Genomic DNA, 20,938 nt, shown 5'->3' with positions numbered 1-20,938 from the left:
CACCAATACGGCGTGCCAGGATGGATCTCAACGCACTCAAGCTGTTCGTCGAAATCGTCGATGCGGGCAACCTGTCGGCGGCGGCGCGCAAGCTGCAGACGACGCGCTCCAACGTGAGCCACCGGCTCAAGGCATTCGAGCGGGCGCTGGGCGTGCAACTGTTACGCCGGACCACACGACGCGTAGAACCCACCGAAGTCGGCGCCGGCATCTACGAGCACGGGCGTAGCATCCTGCGGGAAATGGCGGCGGCGGATGCGCTGGTGTCGTCTCTGGGCAAATCGCTGCAGGGGAGCGTGCGGCTTTCAGTGCCGACGGGGCTGGGGCATCTGCTGGTGTCGCCGCTGCTGGTGGCGTTCAAGCGTGCGTACCCGGATATCCGGCTGGATGTGCGCTTCGATAACCGCGTGTCGGACCTGATTGGCGAAGACGTGGATGTGGCGTTGCGCATCGTGTCGAATCCGCCCGAATCGCTTGTCGCCACACTGCTCGATGAGGTTGACTGGGTGCTGTGCGCCGCCCCGGATTACCTGGCCGTGCATGGCACGCCGAAGACGCTTGAGGCGCTGGCCGAACACACCATCGTCAGCGCGCCGGCGGTTGGGCAACCGCTGCGGTTGTCGGCCCAGCTTGGCGACGAGCGCATGCATGTCACGCTCGACCCGGGCGTCTCTTCCGACAACTACCTGTTCCTGCAAGCCTCGGTGCGCGCCGGTAACGGGCTGGGCATCCTGCCCTACTACGCGGCCGCCGATGACTTGCGCGAAGGCCACGTCAAACGCGTGCTGCCAGGGTACCGGTTCAGCGTGTTTGGCAGCCGGCTTTATATGTTGGCGATGCCGAGTCGGTATCGGACGCTGGCGACGCGGCATTTGCTCGATTTTTTGAAAGACGGTTTGCAGAACAAGCTACCGCGCCTGTCCCAGAAAGAACGCGCCTGACTACGCCTCCAGCGGCATCAACCCCGGCAACTGCGCAAAGCAGATCGACTTGGCCGTCTCGATAAAGTCCTGCGCGAACGGCGCCTGCGCATAGTCGCGCGTCATGGCGGCGTAGAGGTCGCTCCACACACCCTCCTTGCCGACACGCTTGGCGACCACGTACTCGTAGTCGATATAGTTCTTGATGCCCCAACTGGGCAGCGCGGCCAGCCCACGGCGGCTGGCGACAAGCTGCAGCACGGCGATGGTCAGCTCGGCCGTGCGGCGATTGAATACGACACCGGCAGGCGTCAGCACCTGCCGGATCAGGTCGATGCGCTCTTCCGGCACGGGGTACGTGATGAGCGTCTGGTCAGTGAAGTCCTTCGCTTCCAGCCATTTCTTGTTGCGCAGTGGATGATCGACCGGCAGCACGGCCAGGATCTCGAAGCGGAACAGCGGCGCAAACACCACGCCCCGGCGCATTTTGGCGTCGGAGCCGATGATGACGTCGGCACGGCCGTCCTTGAGCAGCGCGAGCGGATCGGTATGAAAGCCGGAGACGAGGTCCATCTCCACCTCGGGCCAGCGCTGGCGGAAGGCGTCCATCACCGGCATCAGCCAGTCGAAGCAGGTGTGGCATTCCAACGCAATGCGCAGCGTGCCGGCTGCGCGGCCCTTGATGCGCTCCAGGTCACGCTCGGCGGTCTGGATGTCGGCGACGACTTTCTGGGCCAGCTCCAGCAGGCGCTCGCCGGCTTCGTTCAGTTCCACGGTCTGCCCCTTGCGGCGCACGACCGCCAGCCCGTAGTGCGATTCCAGTGCGCGCAACTGGTGTGACAGCGCCGATTGCGTCAGGTGCAGCCGCTCGGCGGCACGCGATACCGAGCCGCCATCAGCCAGGGCGATCAGGGTGCGTAGATGACGGACTTCCAGCATGGCCGTGCAATTCCTGAAATATGAATATTATTCAACGATGTCGAAAATAATATCATTTGATTCATGGAATGTCGTCGCCCATCATCACAGGACTCGAAAATCGACCTGCACTTTGGCGCCCGTATCCTCTATGACGACCATCCATACCCTCGGCTACCCGCGCATCGGCGCGCAGCGCGAGCTGAAGTTCGCCCTCGAATCGTTCTGGAAAGGTGCGTCCTCGGAAGACGACCTGCGTGCCACCGGCCGCGCATTGCGCGAGCGCCATTGGGCAGCCCAGCGCGATGCCGGGCTGGATTTCGTGACCGTGGGCGATTTCGCCTGGTATGACCAGGTGCTGCAAACGGCCGCCCTGCTGGGCGCCATCCCCACCCGCTATGGCTTCGATGCGGAACAACTGACGCTAGCGCAATCGTTCGTGCTGGCTCGCGGCAATGCCAACCACGCGGCCATGGAGATGACCAAGTGGTTCGACACCAACTACCACTACCTCGTGCCGGAACTCACGCCCGATCTGCAGTTCGGCGCCGGCACTGAATGGCTGTTCGACGAAGTGCGTGAAGCACAGGCGGCGGGCCACCGCGTCAAGGTGGCGCTGATCGGGCCCGTCACGTTCCTGCATCTGGCCAAGGCACGCAATGGCCTGACGGACAAGCTCGCGTTGCTGCCGCAGGTGCTGCAGGCCTACTCAACCGTGCTCCAGCGCCTGGCCGCACTGAATGTGGAATGGGTACAGATCGACGAACCCGCGCTGGTGCTCGACCTGCAGAAGCCTTGGGTCGAAGCATTTGGCCCAGCCTATCAAACGCTGGCAGCTTCCAATGGCCCGAAGCTGCTGCTGACCACGTACTTTGAAGCCGCCGCGCACCACGCAGCGCTGATCAAATCGCTGCCGGTCGCCGGTGTGCATCTGGATATCGTGCGTGCGCCGGAACAACTTGCCGCCTTTGCCCCCTGGCCCGCCGACAAGGTGCTGTCCATCGGCGTAATCGATGGCCGCAACATCTGGCGCACAGACCTTGCGCGCGTGCTGGAGCGCGTCGCGCCGCTGGCCGAGGCCTTCGGTGATCGTCTGTGGATTGCGCCGAGCTGCTCGCTGCTGCACGTGCCGGTGGACCTGTCCGCCGAAACCCGGCTCGACGACGAACTCCATGGCTGGCTGGCCTTCGCACGCCAGAAGCTGGATGAACTGGCCCTGCTCAAGCGCGCGCTGGTCGAAGGTTCTGCCGCCGTGCAAAGCGCACTCGATGACAACCGCGCCGCCATTGCCACACGCGCCCAATCGCGCCGCGTACACAACGCCAGCGTCAAGCGCCGCGTGGCTGCCATCCGCGCAGAGGATGCAGAACGCGCCGCGCCTTACCCCACGCGCGCAGAAGCGCAGCAAGCACGCCTGAAGCTGCCGCTGTTGCCAACCACCACCATCGGCTCCTTCCCGCAAACGGCCGAGATCCGCCAGGCCCGCGCCCAGAACAAGCGCGGTGACCTGCCCGCGCTGGACTACCTCGAACGCATGCGCGCCGAGATCACCAACGTCGTGCGCCGTCAGGAAGCCCTGGGCCTCGACATGCTTGTGCACGGTGAAGCCGAGCGCAACGACATGGTCGAGTACTTCGGCGAGCTGCTGTGGGGCTACGCGTTCACCGCCAACGGCTGGGTGCAGAGCTACGGTTCGCGCTGCGTGAAGCCGCCCGTCATCTACGGCGACGTGTACCGCCCCGAGCCGATGACGGTGGAGTGGTCCAAGTACGCGCAGAGCCTGACCACCAAGCCGATGAAGGGCATGCTGACCGGCCCGGTGACGATGCTGCAATGGTCCTTCGTGCGCGATGACCAGCCACGTGAACAGACCGCGCTGCAGATCGCCCTGGCGTTGCGCGACGAAGTCTGCGATCTGGAGACTGCCGGCATTGCTGCCATCCAGATCGATGAACCGGCCTTCCGTGAGGGCCTGCCGCTGCGTGCAGCCGACGTGCCGGGCTACCTGGAATGGGCCGCACGCGTATTCCGCGTATCGGCCTCGGGCGTGCGCAACGACACGCAGATCCACACGCACATGTGCTATTCGGAGTTCAACGACATCCTGCCCGCCATCGCATCGATGGATGCTGACGTGATCACCATCGAGACCTCGCGCTCGAACATGGAGTTGCTGGACGCGTTTGGCGAATTTGCCGGATTTAACTACCCGAACGAGATCGGCCCGGGTGTGTACGACATCCACTCGCCGCGCGTGCCGCGTGTGGAAGAGATGGAAGCGCTGCTCGACAAAGCTGCGCAAGTGGTGCCCGTGCAGCGCCTGTGGGTGAATCCGGATTGCGGCCTGAAGACGCGTACCTGGCCAGAGGTAGAGGCAGCATTGCAAGGCATGGTGGAGGCGACGCGTCGGCTGCGTGTGAAGTATGCGATGGCGCAGCATGCCGGCAGCAAGGCTGTGCAGGCCGAAAGGGTTGCGGCTTAACACCCGTCACGCCAAAGAAAAAGCGCCAACCGGTCTGCATCGGTTGGCGCTTTTTTCATGGGTGCTCAGGTTCCGCATCCGGCTGTCCGTGTCGCCCCGCCCCACCAGCAAACCGCGCCGCACCCGCCACGCCTTCGGCAAACACCATCGGTGTACCCCGCGCGCCCTCCTCACGCAGCGCGTCGGCCAGCGGCAGATCCCACTGCGCATAAGCCGATGCGCGATCCGCCAGCATGCATTGCTGCGGAAACGCGGCAATCTCGCGAGCGATCAGTTGTGCGGCAGACAGCGAATTACCTGATTCGACCACGCGGCTGGCAAGGCCCATGGCGAACGCCTCTTCGGCATGTACGGCACGGCCGGTCAGGATCATGTCCAGCGCCCGCCCCATGCCGACGATACGTGGCAAACGCACCGTTCCACCATCGATGAGCGGCACACCCCAGCGGCGGCAAAACACGCCGAACACCGCATCACGCTCAACCACGCGCATATCCGCCAACAACGCCAGCTCCAGGCCGCCCGCCACGGCGTAGCCGCTCACGGCGGCGATCAGCGGTTTGGATAACGCCATGCGCGACGGCCCCATCGGGCCTGGCGCCGCGCCATCTGGGTCGAGATGATTGCGTCGTGATGGATCGCCAACGGCGGTGAGATCCGCCCCCGCGCAGAAATGCCCACCCGTGCCACCGAGCACCGCAACGCGCAGCGCATCGTCGGCTTCAAAGCGCTCGAACGCGGCAAGCAGCGCGGCCGCGGTCGGCCCATCCACTGCGTTACGGCACGCGGGCCGGTTGAGCAGGATCGTGCAGATCGGGCCATCGGTCTGGAACAGCACGGCGTCGGACATGGGCGGTCTCCATGACTTAGGACCGCCCGATGCTACACCTTGCGCGGGCCGTGCTCCGATGCCGGCTCGCCCTTGTGCTCGTGGTGGCGCGCGTTGCGGAACTTGCGCAGCACCCACTCCTTGACGTCATCCACCTTTTCGAACACCACCGGCACCACCAGCAGGCTCAGCAGCGTGGAAGTCAGCAAGCCGCCGATCACCGCCACCGCCATCGGCGCACGGAAGCCTGCGTCGCCTTCCAGCCCGAGCGCCATCGGCACCATGCCAGCCGTCATCGCCACGGTGGTCATGACGATCGGGCGGGCACGCTTGTGGCACGCATCGATGATGGCGTCGGTGCGCGACATGCCCATATCACGCCGCGCCACGATGGCGTATTCCACCAGCAGGATCGAGTTCTTGGTCACGATGCCCATCAGCATCAGCAAGCCAATCAGCGCGGGCAGCGAAAGACTGAAGCCAAACAGCGCCAGCAACCCGAACGCCCCGCCCACTGACAACGGCAGCGCCGCAAGAATCGTCACCGGCTGCGTAAAGTCGTGGAACAGCAGCACCAGCACCGCATACACGCACAACACGCCAGCAAACATGGCGAGGAAGAAGCTGCTGAACAGCTCCTGCATGCCCTCCACGTCGCCCGAGGCAATGCGGCGCACGCCGGGCGGCAGGTTCTTGATGGATGGCAGTGCCTCCACCGCCATATTGGTCTCGCCCAGCGCGCGTCCCTCCAGCCCCACGCTGATGGTGATGTTGCGGCTGCGGTCGTAGCGGTCGATCTGCGCCGGGCCGCTGGCGATGGAGATGTCGGCAATGTTCTCCAGCGGCACCGCACCATTGCGGCCCAACACGCGCAATTGGCGGATCGTGTCGATCTGGTTGCGCGCCTTCGGGTCCAGCTCCACGCGGATGTACACCTGCCGCTCGGGCAGGTTCAGCTTGGGCAGGTTGACGTCGTAGTCACCGGCGGTGGCCACGCGCACGGCCTGGCCAATGGCGGCAGCGGTCACGCCCTGCTGCGCGGCACGCGCGAAGTCCGGGCGGATGATGATTTCAGGTCGCAACAGGCTCGCCGAAGACGTGATCGCCCCCAGACCTGGCACGGTGCGCAGGTCGCGCATCACATCGCGCGCGGATTGCTGCAGCGTGGTGGGATCATCGCCGGTCAGCACGACCTGTAATTGCTCGCCAGAACCCACCGCACCGAATGAGATGCGTACGCCCGGCACCCCCTCCAGCATCTCGCGCAACTGGCGTTGCACCGCTTGTTGCTTGATGCTGCGGTCATGCCTGTCCGTGAGCGAGATGGTGAGCGTGCCGTTGCGCACCTCGCCACCGCTGGAACCCGGCACGCCAGCCATCACACCTGAGCCAATGGCCGTATAGACGTGGCGGACTTCCTTGTGTTGCATCACGATCTTGCGCACACGTTCGGTGTTCTCGCGCGTCTGGGCGATGGTGCTGCCGGGCGGGCTTTCCACCGTCATCTGCAACTGAGCCCAGTCCTCAGGCGGCAGGAAAGTGGCGGGAATCAGCCCAATGATGGCGATCGACACGACAAAGAATGCCGCCGCCATGCTGCCCGTCTTCCACGGGTGCACCAGGCACCAACGCGCTGCCTGCAGGTAGCGCGTCATGATCCAGCTGTCGCGGTTGGGCTCGTCCTGCGGCTTGAGCATGTACGCCGCCATCATGGGCGTCAGTAGCCGCGCCACCAGCAGTGACGCTAGCACCGCCAGCGAGGCTGTCCACCCGAACTGCTTGAAGAACTTGCCCGAGATGCCGCCCATGAACGCCGTCGGCAGGAACACCGCCACCAGCGTGAGCGAGGTAGCAACCACCGCGAGACCGATCTCCTGCGCGGCCTCCATCGCCGCCTCCAGCGGTTTCTTGCCGTCGCGCAGGTGGCGCACGATGTTCTCCACCTCCACGATGGCATCGTCGACGAGAATCCCGACCACCAGCGTGAGCGCCAGCAGCGTGATGCCGTTGAGTGTGAAGTCCAGCAGTTGCATGGCCGCAAACGTGGGGATGATCGACAGCGGCAACGCCACCGCTGACACGAACGTCGCACGCCAGTCGCGCAGGAACAGCCACACCACCAGCACGGCCAGGATGGCGCCTTCGTACAGCGCATCCATCGATGCCTTGTACGAGTCCGCCACCGGCTTGACCATGTTGAAGACCTCGGTCACATGCACATTGGGGCGCTCAGCCTGCAGTTTGGCGATGGCTTCGCGCACGCCCTTGGCCACCGAAACCTCACTGGCACCGCGCGAGCGGAACACCTGGAAGCTCACCACCGCCTTGCCATCGAACAATGCCATCTGACGCGGCTCGGCAGCGGTGTCGCGCACATCGGCCACGTCTGACAGGCGGACGCGTCGTCCGTCCGACAGCGGGATGTCCATCTGCGCCAGCTCACGCGCGCTCTTCACGGTGCCGAGCGTGCGCACGGCCTGCTCCTGCCCGCCGATGTTGCCCCGACCGCCCGGCGCCTCCTGCTGCATGCCGCGCACCTGCGTGCTGATGTCAGCCGCCGTCACGTTCAGCGCTTGCAGGCGCACGGGGTCGAGCTGTATGCGCACCTCGCGGTCTACCCCGCCCTGGCGCGTAACCTTGGCCACGCCGCGCACCGACAGCAGCCGCTTGTTGACCACGTTGTCGACAAACCAGGAGAGATCCTCGGCATCCATGTCCGGCGCTTCCACCGCGTACGTCAGCACCGGCAGGCTGGCAAATGTCACGCGCGAGATCACGGGCTCCTGCACGTCGGACGGCAACTGTGCACGGATGCGGCTGACCGCGTCCCGCACGTCGTTCACCGCTTCCTGCACGTCCTTCTCAAGCTGGAACTCAACCATCGTGGTCGAGCTACCGTCGTTGATGGTGGAGGTGATGTGCTTGATCGCGCCAATGCTGGCGATGCTGTCTTCAATCTTGCGCGTGACCTCGGTCTCCATCTGCGTGGGCGTGGCGCCGGGCAGGCTGGCGGTCACGGACACGGCGGGAAAGTCGATGTCCGGAAAGTTCTGGATCGACAGCATCTTGAACGACACCAACCCCGCCACCGTGATCAGGATGAACAGCAGGATCGACGGAATGGGCTTGCGGATGGCCCAGGCAGAGAAGTTCATGGTTTCGCTCCTGCCGCTGGTGCCGACGCAGGCACACCGGCCGCAGCCACGCGCACGAGATCGCCATCACTCAGGAAGGCCGCCCCGGCGGCAACCACCGCGTCGTTCGGGCCAATACCTTGCGTGACCTCCACCTGACCACTCTGACGCCGGCCGAGCACGACCTTGGTCTGGCGCACGCGGTCCTGCGGGCCAACCGCCATCGTGTAGTCGTAACCGTCGCGCGAGAACACGGCAGTCTCTGGCAGCGTCTTGGCAGGTGCATCGCCCAGCAACACATCGCCCGACAGATACATACCTGCTTTGACGCCCGTGCTACCGGCTTCAGGCGGCAGATCGACATACACGAGACCGTTGCGCGTGTTGGCATCCACCGTCGGTGCGATCTGGCGCACGCGCCCGTTGACGATGCCGCCATCCATTCGCTTCAGGCGCACGGCCTGTCCGGGCTGCACGCGCGGGAGCACGTCGCCGTGCATCTCGGCGCGCCATTCCAGGCGATTCTTGCGGATGAGCTTGAAGAGCTCGGTGTCGGATGACACCACCGCCCCCACCGTGGCCGAACGTGCGCTGATCACGCCGTCGTCCGGTGCCACCACGCGCGTGTAGCGCAGACGCAGCTGCTGGCTGTCGAACTGCGCGCGCGCGGAAGCCAGCTTGGCCGCAGCCGTCTTGGCCTGCGTGTCGTACTGCACCAGATCCTGCTGGCTGATAGCGCCGCTCTTGTCGAGTTCGTGCGCGCGGCGTGCTTCGCCTGCGGCCTGGGCGGCAGAAGCTTCGGCCTCTGCCAGCGTGGCGCGTTGCGCGGCAACGTCTGCACGCACCGTCTCGTCCGACAGGCGCGCCAGCAGTTGCCCCTGCTTGACGACATCCCCCACGTTGACGAGCACTTCCGCCAACTTCAATCCGCCCACTTCAGCACCGATGCTGGCTTCCTGCCATGCCTGCACCGCACCACTGGCCGTGGCCGTGCGTGGCCATATCTGCTGCGCGAGATGCGCAACGTTGACGGTCAGCGCCGGCTTAGTCGTTGGTTGTTCCTTGCCCGGCCCTTTGCCTTCGGGTGCAGCCTTGCCGCACGCCACGAGCACGCCCGCCAGCACCACGGCCAGCCCGGCCATCCAAATACGTTGTCCTGTCATGAAGCGTTTCCGTTGTGCGCTGGGGCCTGCGCGGCCGGCGCGGGAGCCTTGGAAGAATTCGATTGGGCGTTGCCGGTCGCGTCGGCATCGTCTACGTGCCAGCCGCCGCCCGCGGCCTTGTACAACGCGACCCACGCCTGCGCGCGTTCGAGCTTCACTGCCGCCAGGGATTGCGACGCCTGCAGCGTCGTGCGTCGCACGTCTTCAAGCTGCAACAGGCTGCCGGCGCCCAGGCGATAGCGCGCATTGGCCGCCTCCAGCACCTTCGTGTATTGCGCGTCAGCCGTGGTGGCAGCGTCGAGGCGACGGTCAGCGGCGTCCAGGCGCACCAGCGCATCTTCGACTTCCTGCACGGCCTGTCGCACCTTGCCGCGATAGCTCGCCAGTGCCTGGTCGTAGCGCGCACGTGCGGTTTCCACACGCGCCGCGCCCGCACCGCCCTCAAAAATCGGCAGCGACACCGAGGGGCCGAACGACCACGACTTGCTCGTGAACGACTGCCCGCTCACACGAAACGAGTTGATACCGATCGAGCCCACCAGCGTCAGCGACGGCAACCGGCTCGCCACCGCCACGCCGATGTCCGCACTGGCAGCCGCCACCGTGCGTTCCGACGACGACACGTCGGGCCGCTGCGACAGCACCTGCGCCGGCACGTCGGGCACGCCGGCGTCGGGCGGCACGGGAATCTGTGCACTCGCCTTGGCCAGTAGCGTATTCAGTGCGTCGTGGTCCAGACCTGTGAGCATGACGAGCTTGTCGATGCCTTGCGCGCATTGCGCCCGCTGGCTTTCCAGCGCGCTGACGGCATCAGCCACGGTGGCCTGCGCCTGCGCATAGTCGGCCGGCGCGACAAAACCCGCGCGGAATTTGCGCTCGGTCAGCGTGAGGGTTTCCTGCCGTGAAGTCAGCGTCGTTGCGCCGATGTCGACCAACGCTTCGCACTCGCGCTGCTGCAGATAGGTGTTGGCAACTTCCGCCGCGAGCGTCACGCGGGCGTCGTGCCAATCGGCCTCGCTGGCAGTCAGGCGCGCGTCGGCCCCTTCCAGGCCGCGGCGCTTGCCGCCAAACAGGTCGATCTCCCAAGACGCATCGGCCTGCGCCGCCAACGTGGTGAGGGTTCCCAGCCCCAGCGTCGGGCTCAACGTGCCCCCGGGCAATCCGCCAAAGCTCGAACCACCAGCGAACTCGCTGCTGCCGAATCCGCCCTGCCGCGATGCCGAGCCGGTGCCCTTCAGCGTCGGAAAGAACTTCGCCTGGCTGGTGGAGACACTCGCGCGCGCCTCACGCATGCGCCCGACCGCCTGTGCGATGGTGGGGCTGGTGGTATCGGCCTGTGCCACAAGCTGCGTCAGCACCGGATCGTGAAACTGCTCCCACCAGTGCGCCAGCGCCATGCGGCTGCCGAGGTGCGGCAGCGTGGCGTGCCAGCCTTGCGGTGCTTCGATGCCCGTCAGCTGCGGCGTGCGGTAGTCGGGGCCGACGGCGCAGCCTGCCAGCAGGATCGCCAGTATCAGGGGCGCATAACGGACACAACGTTGGGCAGGACCGCCGGAGGGCATGCCCCCAGCGCGTCGACCTGTTTTCATGAATGTTGTCCTTCGGGAATGCAGCCGGAATTATGCCCAGTCAAGCGTCTGCGAGACACTCACATCTGCAGCGCGCTCAGCCAATCCACGAAAAGCGGTCAGGCGATGCTCAGCGAAAAGTGCGTGCCGGCGGTTGCCTTGCTCATCACTTGGCGTGCCCCACTTTCCTGGATGCGCATTGCCGGTCGGGAAGAATTCACGGCAGTTAATTGCGAATATGAAGAGGCGCCGGGCTTATGATCCGCCCGTTCTGACGCAGGGTTCACGTATGTCTTCTTTAGCAATCGAGGCGCCAGTTTCGGTCGGCTGGATTGGCGCGGGTCGCCTGGCGCGAGCGCTGGCCACACGTGCGTATCGTGCTGGCATACCTAGCGTTGCGGTGGCCAGCCGCACGCAAGCCAATGCGGCGTGGCTGGCGCAGGCAACGGGTGCCAAGGCACTCGAGGCGCAAGGCGTGGTGGATGCGGCGGACTGGGTCTTCATCACCGTGCCGGATGACGCGATTGCCCGCGTCGTCGCCGGCCTGCGCTGGCGGCCGGGGCAGCTCGTGGTCCATTGCAGCGGCGCCGGTGAACGCAATCTGCTGGACGCCGCCCGCCAGGCCGGTGCAGATACGGCCAGCTTCCACCCCCTCTTCCTGTTTGCCGGCCTGCCGGATGATGCAGAACGCCTGGGCGGCGCATCCATCGCCATCGAGGCCGACGCTCCGCACGATGCAGCATTGGCGAACCTCGCCCAACGGCTCGGCTGCACGCCGCTGAAGGTCCGGCCTGGACAACGTGCGCTGTACCACGCCGGTGCCAACTATGCGGCCAGCTTTCTGCTATGCGCGCTGCATGAGGCGGCCACCCTGTGGCAGGCAGCCGGCATCGATCGCGACGACGCTGTCGCTGCCATGTGGCCGCTGGTGGACGGCACGCTGGCCGCCGCCCGCGCACGCGGCTTGGGCGGTGCACTGGCTGGCCCGGTCTCGCGCGGCGACGGTGGCGTGATCGACAAACACCTGCATGCGCTGGATGCGCTCGGCGCAGATCACGCGACGCTGTACACCGCACTCACACGACGCGCACTGGCCTTGGCAGCCGAACGCGGTGCGCCATCCACCGATGTGCTGGCTGACCTCGCCAAACGCATCGACCGCGCGCAATAGCAGCAACGTCATCATTGGGATCGGGCGGCGCGCATGCACCAATCTTGCGCGCGCCCTACAATCGGCAGCTTGCCCGCACGCGTGTCCCGCCATGTCCCAATCACCGCCCCCAACACAATCTGCTGCCTCCGCCCATAGCGCCGCCGAACATCGTTCGGCCGGTGCGTTGATCCTGCTTGTGGTCGGGCTGGTGCTGGTGGGGGTGAACCTGCGGCCTGCGCTGTCCAGCCTGTCACCAGTGCTCAAGCAAGTGGCCGCTGGCACGGGGTTGTCCGGCGCCACGGCGGGCCTACTGACGACGTTGCCGGTGCTATGCCTGGGCCTGTTCGCGCCGGCCGCCGCAGTGCTGGCCCGGCGTTTTGGCGCGGAGCGCGCAGTGGGTGGCTTGCTGATTGCGTTGGCGGCAGGCATTGCCTTGCGTAGCGCGGGCGGCGTCGCACCGCTCTTCATCGGCACGCTGGCAGCCGGTGCCTGCATTGGCGTGACGGGCATCCTGCTGCCGGGCATCGTCAAGCGGGACTTCGGCCGCCAGGCTGATCTGATGACCGGCGTCTACACGATGGCGCTGTGCTTTGGCGCGGCGGTGGCGGCCGGTGCGAGCGCTCCGCTTTCCGCATGGCTGGGTGGGTGGCAACCGGCGCTGGCATTCTGGGCCTTGCCTGCGCTGCTGGCCTTTGTCGGCTGGTGGCCGCACATGCGGCATGCGCACGGCAAGGGGTCGGCTACACGGCTCGAACGCGTGTCGCTCTGGAACAAGCCGATCGCCTGGCAGGTGACGCTGCACATGGGTCTGCAATCGTCGCTGGCGTATTGCGTGTTCGGCTGGCTGCCCGTAATCCTGCAAGACCGAGGGCTGTCCGCCGTGCAATCGGGCGTTGTGGTGGCGGTGTCGATTCTCGTGCAGCTCATCACCGCGCTGGGCGGGCCGTTCGTGGCGCGCCTCGGGCGGGACCAGCGCCCCGCCGTCGTGCTGATGATGCTGATGTGCTGGGCCGGCCTGATTGGCTGCCTCTACGCGCCACTCTCGACGCTGTGGTGGTGGGCGGTGCTGCTGGGGCTTGGCCAGGGTGGCAACTTCAGCGTGGCGCTGTCACTGATCGTGCTGCGCTCAGCCGATGCGCGGGTGGCGGCCAGCCTGTCGGCCATGACACAGGGCATCGGCTACACCATGGCCGCTGCAGGGCCCTACCTCATGGGTGTGCTGCACGACCTGACCGGCGGTTGGGCCGTGATCGGCTGGCTGTTCAGCGCGATTGCGCTGGCGTCCATCGTGATGGGATCACTCGCCGGACGCAATCGAACGCTGCACGCCGGCGAGTGAACAGCATGAAGGCCGCGCTCAGGCCTTGTGCTTGATCGTCCAGTTGGCCAGCGCCTGCATCTGCTCGGTGATCAGGCCGGCGATGCGCTCGTCTGTCAGATCGCCATCGGGCGTGAAGCCGCCGGCAAACGCGTTGGCGAACACTTCGGGCTTGTTCAGTGGATGCAGGTCCAGGTACACGCACACTTGACGCAGGTGGTACTGCGCACGCGACGTGCCCATGCCACCGCCCGCTCCCAGGATCGCCACCGGCTTGCCTGCCAGCAGCGCGTTGTTCGGTTCGCGCGAGGCCCAATCGAGAATGTTCTTCAATGCCGGCGCCAGCGAGTAGTTGTATTCGGGGCACGCCAACACCAGCGCATCGGCGCGCTCCAGTTGTTGGAACACGCGCCGTACCGAAGCCGGCTTGTCCGTAATGTCCGCGTTGTAGAACGGAATATCACGCAGATCGGCCAGTTCCATTTCGACACCCGCAGGCAGGCGGGTGGACGCCGCACGCAGCAGGCCCTGGTTGGTGGATTTTTGGCGCAGGCTACCGGCAATGCCGAGAAAGTTCAGCGACATGAAGAACGACTCCGTCAGTGTTGGGATTGGCGAGAATAACGGACATTCGCCCGATCAAGAAGAGGCGACCGTCTGGCCCGCCTGTGCCTGCTTGCGATACCAGAGGCCATACGCCACCGAACGATCCGCGGCTTGGCAGTGGTTATGCCTTGCCGGCGCGAAAGCACCCGGCTTCGTGATCATCGACCATGCCGGTGGCTTGCATGAAGGCGTAGCAGATGGTGGGGCCGACGAACTTGAAACCGCGCTTGACCAGCGCCTTGCTCATCGCCTTGGAGGCATCGGTGGCGGCGGGCGCGTCGCGATAGCTGTCCCAGCGGTTGATGATGGTCTTGCCATCGACGAAGGCCCACAGGAACGCATCAAGCGAACCCACTTCTTCCTGCAGCTCCAGCACCTTGCGCGCGTTGATGACGGCGCCCTCAACCTTGGCGCGATTGCGCACGATGCCGGGGTCAGCGAGCAGCTTTTCAATGCGTGCCGGCGTGAAGCGCGCCACACGTGCGGCGTCAAACCCCTCGAACACTTCCTGGTAACGCACCCGCTTGCGCAGGATGGTCTGCCAAGACAAGCCGGCCTGTGCACCTTCCAGGATGAGCATCTCGTAGAGGTGGCGATCATCGTGCGAGGGCACGCCCCACTCGGTGTCGTGGTAGTCGATCATCAGCGGGTCTTCGTTGACCCAGCAGCAGCGGGACATATGAACGCCTCCTAGATCCAGCCTGACTTGCGCAGCTTGCGATACAGCCACACGCAAGCCGTGGCCGTGCACGCCAGCACGATGGGATACCCCGCCGGATGCTCCAGCTCCGGCATGCCTTTGAAGTTCATGCCGTAGTTGCTGAACACCACGGTCGGGATCGCCAGAATAGCGCCCCACCCTGCCAGACGCTTGACGATGTCGTTCTGCGTGACCGACACCAGCGCCACGTTCACGGAGATGGCCGTAGTCAGCATTTCGCGAATCACGTCGAGCGCACCCACCACGCGGTGTGCATGGTCCGCAATGTCGCGGAAGTACGCGCGCAGCTCCTTGGGCACCACGTCTTCATGCAGGCGCACGAGCTGGCCGGCAATGTCTTCCACGGGCAGGGCTGCGCCACGCAGGCGCAGGAGCTGACGCTTGAGCGTGTAAAGCCGCTCGATGGCCGCGCGGTCGAACGTGTCGCCAAAGATCTGGCTTTCGATGTGCTCGAACTCTTCCTGCATGCGCTCAAGCACGGGCTGGTAGTTGTCGACCACGAAATCCATCACCGCATACAGCGCAAACGGCGCGCCCTTGGCGAGCAGTTGCGGCTTGCGCTCGCAACGTTCACGCACCGGCGAATAGGATGCCGATGGCCCGTGCCGTACCGAGATGAGAAAATCCTTACCGACAAACAGGTGCGTTTCACCAAAGACAACGTTACCGCTCTCCATCTGCGCGGTGTTCAGCACGATGAAGAGCGTGTCGCCGTAGGTTTCCAGCTTGGGGCGTTGATGGGCATTGCGCGCGTCTTCAATCGCGAGATCGTGCAGGCCGAATTCTTCCTGCAAGACCTTGAGCATCGCGTCGTCCGGCTCATGCAAGCCGAGCCAGACAAAGGAACCGGGCGTATGCAGGACGTCGCTGATGTCTTCGACCGAGAGGTCGCGTTCGCGCTTGCCGTTGCGGTACAGCGCGCTGTTGATCACCATAGGCATGGCGTGTCTCCGGACGCTTCAGCGCTCTTCTGTCTGATCGGCGTTCTTGATGTCTGACATGCCCGATGTACCGGACAGCTCGGGCACTTCGGCCAGGCGCGTCTCGATCTGCGCCAGCGCTTCGGACAGCGCATGGACGAGATCATCTGGCAGCCCATCGAGCGTGGCATTGATGAAGGCGATGCGGCGCGGCATGCATTCAAGCACCACAGCCAGGCCGGCATCGGAGAGCGACACGTTGGTCAGGCGGTTGTCGCGCGCATCGGTGGTGCGCTCGATCCAGCCGAGCTGGTCGAGCACCTTGAGCTGACGGGTGAGCGCGCCAGGGTCCATTTGCAGGCGCTCGGCAAGCTGCTTCTGGGCGAGGCCACCGCCCGTGTTGTCGTGCAGCGCCAGCAGGATGCGCCAACGCGGCATGGGCTGGCCGACATGCGCCTCGAAGGCCGCCATGAATGCACGGTAGGTGCGGCCGAACTGGTGCATGACGGCGAAGCGTTCGCGTTCAGAGGTCATCGATCAGGGGGCTGAGATTGCTGGGGAACCGCGCATCCTAACCGCTCCGGTTGATTGGTGCCTATTCGGTGTGTTGCACAGGCTCAACATGGTGCAACACCACTGGTGGCACCCGGCGCACACGCCACAGGCCGATCAGCGCCACCACTGTCGCCACGATCAGGCCGATATGGATAGCACTCACCAGCACATGGCGCGCAGCTTCGAGCAGCGCCGCGCCGTCGTGGCCGGCAGCATGCATCTGCGCAAGCATGGCGGCTTGCGCGTCATGATCGATGAGAATTTCTGGGTCGGCAAGCTGGCGCAGCCACTGGGTCGCGTTGTCCGCATTGAGCGCGCTGGCCACGCCGGAGGCATAGCGCTCCGTGACCAGCGTGCCGACCAGCGCCGTGCCCACCATGCCACCCACCATGCGCAGCGACTGCAGCAGTGCCGTGGCAATGCCCAGGTGCGCACGCCCCGCCGACTGCTGGGCAAACACCGTCAGGTTGGGCAGCACGAAACCCAGGCCCAGACCGGCCAGCAGCATCAGCAGCGTCAACACCGCATGCGGCATGCTTTTGGACGACACCGCCATCCCAGCCACCGCCACCGTCAGCAGCGCAAACCCGGCATACAGCATGGCGTTGGGCTTGGGAATGCGCGTGACGATGCGCCCATTGATGATGCTGCCCAGCGTGATACACACAACCAGCGGCGTAATGACCAGCCCAGCCTCCTGCGGCGACATGCCAAACCCGCCCTGGAACAGCAGCGGCGCATAGAACAGCACCGCAAACATCGAGAAACCCGACAGCATCGCCAGCATGAACAGCGCCGCCAGCGACGGGTTGCGCAACATGTCGAACGGCAGCAGCGGCTGCTCGGCGCGCTGCTCCCACCACCACAGCGCCACAAACGCCGCGGCCGACAACACGAGCCAACCCAGCATCGGCAGCGACATGCCGTGGCGCGGCAGCCACTCCACGAACAACTGCAGCGCACCTAGCGCCACCGTAATCAGCACCGCGCCCTGCCAGTCCAGCCGCATCTTTCCATCATGCCCGGTGTGCACGTTCTGGCGCAGATGCGGCAGGAAGCGCCAGGCAAACCACAGCCCCAGCACGCCAAACGGAATATTCACGTAGAACACCGAGCGCCAGCCGAACGCCTGCGTCATCCACCCGCCCAGCGTCGGGCCGATGGCGTTGGCGATGCCAAACGAAGCGCTCAGCAACACCTGCCAGCGCAAACGTACGCGCGCATCGGGAAACAGGTCGGGAATGCAGGCATAGGCCGTGCCGACCAGCATGCCGCCGCCGATACCCTGCAGTGCACGCGACCACACCAGGAAGGTCATGCTGCCAGCCATGCCGCACATGACAGAGGCGAGCGTGAACACCACGATGGAGGCGATCACGAAGGGCTTGCGCCCGTAGAAATCCCCCAGGCGCCCGAAGATCGGCACCGTCACCACCGACGTCAGCAGATACGACGTCGCCACCCACGCATACAACTCAAACCCTTTGAGCTCGGCCACCACTGTCGGCAGCGCGGTGCCCACCACGGTCTGGTCAAACGCTACCAGCACGACGACAAAGCAGATGCCGATCATCGCCAACAGCGATTCTTTGAACGGCAGGACCTGGGTATGGGAATGCGGCAGGGCGGTGTGGACGGCCATGATGGAGGGGCGGCAATACAAATGATGCATCAACGATTGATGCGTCAATTATTAGTGTAGCCGAATCCGGGGAAGCCTGCTGGCTGTTGATCCGTAAAAATAAAGTCTGTCGAATAAAAATGAAGTCTGTCGAAGTGCACACAAAAGCACTCGCACGCTGAAAATCTCTACTCTCGTGCGGTACACGTTCTGGCTCAGGATCACCTACCGCCATGAATCTGCTGCTCTCTCAAAGAAAACGAAGGTTTGCCCTCCTGCCCCAATATTCAATTATTTTGAATAACAACTCCATTCGCTTCCCTCTACGAGTGACGCTATCACCGCTATAGTTCTTTCCACGGCGGCGGAACAACGAGTCTTCGCCACCAAGCAATTTCAATAACATTGAATTACTTTGAATAGAGAGAACGCCATGACCAATGCCAAGCTCGAAGTCTTGACCCCCCACAACAGCCAGATCATCTTCATCGACCATCAGCCCCAGATGGCCTTCGGCGTCCAGTCGATGGACCGCCAGACCATGAAGAACAACGTGGTTGGCCTGGCCAAAGCGGCCAAGATCTTCGAAATCCCGACCACCATCACGACGGTCGAGTCGGAGGCGTTCTCTGGTTATACCTACCCCGAACTACTCGACGTGTTCCCGGGCAAGCAGACGCTTGAACGCTCTTCGATGAACTCATGGGACGACCAGAAGGTGCGTGACGCACTGGCCGCCAATGGCCGCAAGAAGGTGATCGTCGCCGGTCTCTGGACCGAAGTCTGCAACACCACGTTCGCGCTCTCCGCGATGCTCGAAGGCGACTACGAGATCTATATGGTGGCAGATGCCTCGGGCGGCACCACCAAAGAGGCGCACGACTACGCGATGCAGCGCATGGTGCAGGCCGGCGTGGTGCCGGTGACCTGGCAGCAGGTGCTGCTCGAATGGCAACGCGACTGGAAGAACCGCGACACGTACGACGCGGTGATGAAGGTGGCCAAGGAACATTCCGGCGCCTACGGCATGGGCGTGGACTATGCCTACACGATGGTCCACAAGGCTGAGCAGCGCACCGCCACCAAGCATGAGTCGCTGGCGCCGGTCCACGCGCCGGTCATCGAGCGCTAATTCTGCATTCGCGGGCTGGACGTTCCGCAGAGCGTCCAGTCGTTTCAGGCACCGGGCAAACTGCCCACTCCAACCCCGACCGACGATGAACCGCGTAAAGAAGATTGTCAGCAAGTGCGAGCTCGCCGCATTTGCGTTTGCGAGCGGATTCTTGAGGCATGCCCATACGTCATCCTCTCTCGGCATCCTGGCTGGTACGCTAGCGATGGGCGGATGGGTCGCAGACCGCAGCCTGAATCAAGATCGCCGTCTCAAATGAACAGGAGAATTCCCATGTCCACGCTACCGTTGCTCGAACCCGCTGATTGTGCGTTGATCCTCGTTGATGAACAGGCAGGCCTTGCTTTCGCTGCGGGTTCTCAAGACCCCCAAATTTTGCGCAGCAATGGTCTTGCGGTCGCGAAGACGGCGGTCGCCTTTGATGTGCCGGTTGTGGTCTCCACTTCGGCCTCGAAGGTCTACAGCGGCCCGTTGATGCCGGCTTTTCGTGAGGTGCTGCCTGACGTCACGCCGATTGAACGCCGCAATATGAATCTTTGGGAAGACGATGCTGTGCGCGCCGCGATCGCGGCGACAGGAAAGCGCACCCTGATCATCGCGGGCCTGCTGACCGAGGCTTGCGTGAGCTTCCCCGTTCTATCAGCGCTGTCCGAGGGCTATCAAGTCCACGTCGTTGCCGACGCGTGTGGCGGACTGACACCAACAAGCCATGACCTTGCATTGCGACGGATGGCTTCCGCTGGCGCAGTCATGACTTCCTGGCTCCAACTCCTTCTCGAATTCCAAAGAGACTGGACCCGTCATGACACCTACGAAAAGGCTCGGGCGATCGTGGTCGAGCATGGCGGCGGATATGGCACCGGCCTCGCATACGCACGGGACATGATTAAACCAGCGTGAGGCTCCCTCCCCTCCTCACAGCCGCGACGCAAGTGCGTGCCGGGCGCTCTATGGCTGCCCGGCCTTTTGACCATTGGGGACCGGTCTGATCAAGCTCGATTGGTTATGGATTCGTGATGTGCCGCTGTTCGATCCGCAATTCAATGACGCGGGCCAGATCTATGACCCCTGGGTCTAGCTTGGCCAGCTTGCGACGGTCACGCGCACCATCACGCTCAGTACGACCGGGATCGTACTGCCGTTGTGGCATCCGCTACACACGGCCAAGGCTGCCGCTTCGGTAGACGTTATCAGCGGCGGGCGCTTCGTGCTCGGCGCCGCCTCAGGCGATCGGCCCACTGAGTACCCAGCCTTCAATCTGTCGCACGAAACGCGCGGCGACGCCTTTCGGGAATACCTCGACGTCATCCGCCGCACCACTACCGAGGACTACCCGAGCCTGTCTGGCACGTTCGGCACCCTGAGCGGCCTAGACCTGCTGCCCAAGCCCACCGGACGGCACCTGCCCATCCTCGCCATCGGCAGCGCGCAGCAGAGCCTGCAGTGGATTGCACGCAATCTCGATGGTTGGATGACCTATTTCCGGCCCATCGACACGCAAAAGCCGCGTATCGAAACCTGGCGCAGCGTTGTCGAAACCCAGGCCGATGGTGCGTTCCTTCCGTTCGCTCAATCCATGTTCATTGATTTGACGGAAGACCCGGATATGGCGCCATCGCCCATCTTTCTCGGCTATCGGCTTGGTCGCAATCAACTAGTGGAGGAACTTGATGGCCTCGCGCGGCTCGGGGTCAGTCATGTTGCGTTCAATCTGCGGCATAGCGTACGGCCTGCACGCGAGGTGCTGCAGGAACTGGCCGAGTTTGTCCTCCCGCACTTTCCCAGCGCGTGAGGTCAGCGAACTAATACCATGTGCTAACTGTCGCCACCTTGGTGCCCCTGATACGCTGCAAGCCGATACCGGCAGCGCTCCTACCCCACTCGCCGCGCAGAGGAGA

At 64.3% G+C, this 20,938-nt stretch carries 16 protein-coding genes and 1 pseudogene; 7 read left to right on the top strand and 10 right to left on the bottom strand.

The window, feature by feature from the left end; translation table 11 throughout:
- The first annotated feature begins 20 nt into the window (after positions 1–20).
- A complete protein-coding gene (locus ACS13N_RS24905; protein WP_438934262.1) occupies positions 21–941 on the top strand; it encodes a LysR family transcriptional regulator in 921 nt (306 codons plus the stop codon).
- Here the strand turns inward: ACS13N_RS24905 and ACS13N_RS24900 are convergent, their stop codons facing one another.
- A complete protein-coding gene (locus ACS13N_RS24900; RefSeq protein ID WP_438934261.1) occupies positions 942–1,859 on the bottom strand; it encodes a LysR family transcriptional regulator in 918 nt (305 codons plus the stop codon).
- Between the two features lie 130 nt (positions 1,860–1,989).
- On the opposite strand from ACS13N_RS24900, the gene metE reads away from it, so the two are divergent.
- A complete protein-coding gene (gene metE / locus ACS13N_RS24895) occupies positions 1,990–4,320 on the top strand; it encodes a 5-methyltetrahydropteroyltriglutamate--homocysteine S-methyltransferase (RefSeq protein WP_438934260.1) in 2,331 nt (776 codons plus the stop codon).
- Positions 4,321–4,375: 55 nt separating this feature from the next.
- Here metE and ACS13N_RS24890 read toward each other — a convergent pair whose 3' ends face one another.
- The 4 genes from ACS13N_RS24890 to ACS13N_RS24875 are packed head-to-tail and all read right to left on the bottom strand — an operon-like array spanning position 4,376 to position 11,035.
- A complete protein-coding gene (locus tag ACS13N_RS24890; RefSeq protein ID WP_438934259.1) occupies positions 4,376–5,170 on the bottom strand; it encodes a crotonase/enoyl-CoA hydratase family protein in 795 nt (264 codons plus the stop codon).
- 32 nt (positions 5,171–5,202) lie between these two features.
- The gene (locus ACS13N_RS24885) at positions 5,203–8,304 is read right to left on the bottom strand and encodes an efflux RND transporter permease subunit (protein WP_438934258.1); all 3,102 of its coding nucleotides are present in this window, start codon (positions 8,302–8,304) and stop codon (positions 5,203–5,205) included.
- Positions 8,301–9,446, bottom strand: coding sequence for an efflux RND transporter periplasmic adaptor subunit (locus tag ACS13N_RS24880; protein ID WP_438934257.1), 1,146 nt, complete (start codon positions 9,444–9,446; stop codon positions 8,301–8,303). Before ACS13N_RS24880 ends, ACS13N_RS24885 begins: the two co-directional genes overlap by 4 nt.
- Complete coding sequence (locus ACS13N_RS24875) at positions 9,443–11,035, bottom strand: efflux transporter outer membrane subunit (RefSeq protein WP_438934256.1); 1,593 nt, start codon at positions 11,033–11,035, stop codon at positions 9,443–9,445. Before ACS13N_RS24875 ends, ACS13N_RS24880 begins: the two co-directional genes overlap by 4 nt.
- Positions 11,036–11,303: 268 nt before the next feature.
- Here ACS13N_RS24875 and ACS13N_RS24870 point away from each other — a divergent pair, with 268 nt between their 5' ends.
- Together ACS13N_RS24870 and ACS13N_RS24865 are read left to right on the top strand one after the other, a co-directional pair.
- Positions 11,304–12,185, top strand: a complete 882-nt coding sequence (locus tag ACS13N_RS24870) for a Rossmann-like and DUF2520 domain-containing protein (RefSeq protein WP_438934255.1) — start codon at positions 11,304–11,306, stop codon at positions 12,183–12,185.
- Between the two features lie 91 nt (positions 12,186–12,276).
- The gene (locus ACS13N_RS24865) at positions 12,277–13,506 is read left to right on the top strand and encodes a CynX/NimT family MFS transporter (RefSeq protein WP_438934254.1); all 1,230 of its coding nucleotides are present in this window, start codon (positions 12,277–12,279) and stop codon (positions 13,504–13,506) included.
- Between the two features lie 18 nt (positions 13,507–13,524).
- Here ACS13N_RS24865 and ACS13N_RS24860 read toward each other — a convergent pair whose 3' ends face one another.
- The 5 genes from ACS13N_RS24860 to ACS13N_RS24840 all read right to left on the bottom strand — a co-directional run bounded on the left by ACS13N_RS24860 (position 13,525) and on the right by ACS13N_RS24840 (position 17,929).
- The gene (locus tag ACS13N_RS24860; protein WP_438934253.1) at positions 13,525–14,070 is read right to left on the bottom strand and encodes an NADPH-dependent FMN reductase; all 546 of its coding nucleotides are present in this window, start codon (positions 14,068–14,070) and stop codon (positions 13,525–13,527) included.
- A 142-nt stretch (positions 14,071–14,212) separates the two neighbouring features.
- Positions 14,213–14,770 (bottom strand): DNA-3-methyladenine glycosylase I, encoded by a 558-nt coding sequence (locus ACS13N_RS24855; RefSeq protein ID WP_438934252.1) that lies wholly within the window; start codon positions 14,768–14,770, stop codon positions 14,213–14,215.
- 11 nt (positions 14,771–14,781) lie between these two features.
- Positions 14,782–15,753: a magnesium and cobalt transport protein CorA gene (locus ACS13N_RS24850; RefSeq protein WP_438934251.1), complete on the bottom strand. Its 972-nt coding sequence runs from the start codon at positions 15,751–15,753 to the stop codon at positions 14,782–14,784.
- Positions 15,754–15,771: 18 nt separating this feature from the next.
- Entirely contained in the window at positions 15,772–16,266 is a 495-nt protein-coding gene (locus tag ACS13N_RS24845) for a MarR family winged helix-turn-helix transcriptional regulator (protein WP_438934250.1), read from the bottom strand.
- Between the two features lie 61 nt (positions 16,267–16,327).
- Positions 16,328–17,929 (bottom strand): MFS transporter, encoded by a 1,602-nt coding sequence (locus tag ACS13N_RS24840; protein WP_438934249.1) that lies wholly within the window; start codon positions 17,927–17,929, stop codon positions 16,328–16,330.
- A gap of 412 nt (positions 17,930–18,341) precedes the next feature.
- Here ACS13N_RS24840 and ACS13N_RS24835 point away from each other — a divergent pair, with 412 nt between their 5' ends.
- From ACS13N_RS24835 to ACS13N_RS24825, 3 genes and pseudogenes are all read left to right on the top strand, one after another.
- On the top strand, positions 18,342–19,040 hold the full coding sequence (locus ACS13N_RS24835) for a hydrolase (RefSeq protein ID WP_438934248.1): 699 nt from the start codon (positions 18,342–18,344) through the stop codon (positions 19,038–19,040).
- 273 nt (positions 19,041–19,313) lie between these two features.
- A complete protein-coding gene (locus ACS13N_RS24830) occupies positions 19,314–19,940 on the top strand; it encodes a hydrolase (protein WP_438934247.1) in 627 nt (208 codons plus the stop codon).
- A gap of 193 nt (positions 19,941–20,133) precedes the next feature.
- Positions 20,134–20,832 (top strand): annotated as a pseudogene (locus ACS13N_RS24825) (LLM class flavin-dependent oxidoreductase); the annotation flags it as partial.
- Positions 20,833–20,938: the final 106 nt, after the last annotated feature.

This window comes from Ralstonia sp. 24A2, assembly GCF_051783885.1.
Classification (GTDB): domain Bacteria; phylum Pseudomonadota; class Gammaproteobacteria; order Burkholderiales; family Burkholderiaceae; genus Ralstonia.
The sequence above is the reverse complement of the archived record's forward strand: the minus strand, read 5'-3'. Positions and strand labels throughout refer to the sequence as shown.